General features: G+C 60.0%; 2 protein-coding genes. One reads left to right on the top strand and one right to left on the bottom strand.

What is annotated here, in order from left to right; all coding sequences use genetic code 11:
• Window positions 1-29 precede the first annotated feature (29 nt).
• The gene (locus A2I95_RS36300; RefSeq protein WP_291737357.1) at window positions 30-1,082 is read left to right on the top strand and encodes a cbb3-type cytochrome c oxidase subunit I; all 1,053 of its coding nucleotides are present in this window, start codon (window positions 30-32) and stop codon (window positions 1,080-1,082) included.
• A gap of 78 nt (window positions 1,083-1,160) precedes the next feature.
• Here A2I95_RS36300 and A2I95_RS36295 read toward each other — a convergent pair.
• Window positions 1,161-1,646: cytochrome c oxidase subunit II (locus A2I95_RS36295; RefSeq protein ID WP_367153201.1), on the bottom strand; the 486-nt coding region annotated here is incomplete at its 5' end.

Here is a 1,646-nt window from a genome sequence, read left to right as displayed (position 1 = left end):
GAGTATGGTAACTGTAACGGAGTTCTGTAATGACCGACTACTTGCCTGAACCAGACAGCAATCTGCCGCCGCGCGAAGTTGCCGATGTGATGCCGCCGCATGCGCACAGCTGGATCGGCAAATATGTCTTTTCTCAAGATGCCAAATACATCGCAATCCAGTATTCCGGCACCGCCATTGCAATCGGCATGGTGGCGCTGGTGCTGTCCTGGCTGATGCGGCTGCAGCTGGGCTTTCCCGGCACCTTCGACTTCATCACCCCCGAGGCCTACTACCAGTTTGTCACCATGCACGGGATGATCATGGTGGTCTATCTGCTGACCGCGATCTTTCTGGGCGGATTCGGCAATTACCTGATCCCCTTGATGGTCGGTGCGCGCGATATGGTGTTTCCCTTCGTCAATATGCTCAGCTTCTGGATCTATCTGCTGGCGGTGCTGGTGCTGGTGGCCAGCTTCTTTGTCCCCGGCGGTCCCACCGGCGCCGGCTGGACGCTGTATCCGCCGCAAGCCATTCTGTCTGGCACGCCGGGCGGTGCGCAGGGCGGTATCATCCTGATGCTGCTCTCGCTGATCCTGTTCATCATCGGCTTCACCATGGGCGGGTTGAACTATGCCGTGACCGTGCTGCAGGCCCGCACCCGCGGCATGACAATGATGCGGCTGCCGCTGACGGTCTGGGGGATCTTCACCGCCACGGTGATGGCGCTGCTGGCGTTTCCAGCGCTGTTTGTGGCCTGCGTGATGATGCTGTTCGACCGGCTGCTGGGCACCTCTTTCTTCATGCCGACGCTGGTGGAACTGGGTGAAAAGCTCAGCTATGGCGGCGGCAGCCCGATTGCGTTTCAGCATCTGTTCTGGTTTTTCGGCCACCCCGAAGTCTACATCGTGGCACTGCCCGCCTTCGGTATCGTCTCCGACCTGATTGCCGTGCATGCGCGCAAGACGGTGCCGGAGTATTGGATGGCGATGTATTTGGCATCCTGCGAGAAGACGTATTTGCCGATCCAGCTGTGCGCATGCGGCGGCATCACATCGGCCACTTCGCGCGGCGGCAGATTGCTGTCCGGTTCAGGCAAGTAGTCGGTCATTGCAGAACTCCATCCAATTCAGATGTATCGCCCGGCCTTCCTCACAAGGGGGCGCATTGCGCCCGCCCCCTCAGCGCCGTGCGAGCCTGGTTCCGGCTCCGGTTTCAGAGCCCCCATTGGCATATTCTTCAAAAGTCAGCTGCTCCTGCAGCCACTCCTGGTATTCCTCCGCCTCCACTACGCTCACATAGCCGCGCATGAAGGGATGGGCGGTGCCGCAGTACTCGGCGCATAACACTTCAAAGGTGCCGGTGCGGGTGGGGATGAGCCAGATATAGGTGACCATGCCAGGCACCATGTCCATCTTGGCGCGGAATTCAGGCACGTAGAAATTGTGCAGCACATCGATCGAGCGCAGCAGCAGCTTCACCGGCTTATCCACCGGCAGATACACCTCACCGCCCTCGACTATAAGGTCATCCTTGCCAAAGCGGTCATGCGGATTGACACCCAAGGGGTTTTCCCCGTTCACCCATTCCGCATCGGCGGTGCCCAGCACCCCATCAGCGCCGGGCAGCCGGTAGGCCCAGCTCCACTGCTGGCCGAAGACCTCAAG

Source organism: Leisingera sp. F5 (genome assembly GCF_001593695.1).
Note: the sequence above shows the minus strand (reverse complement) of the source record. Positions and strands in the feature narration are given on the sequence as shown.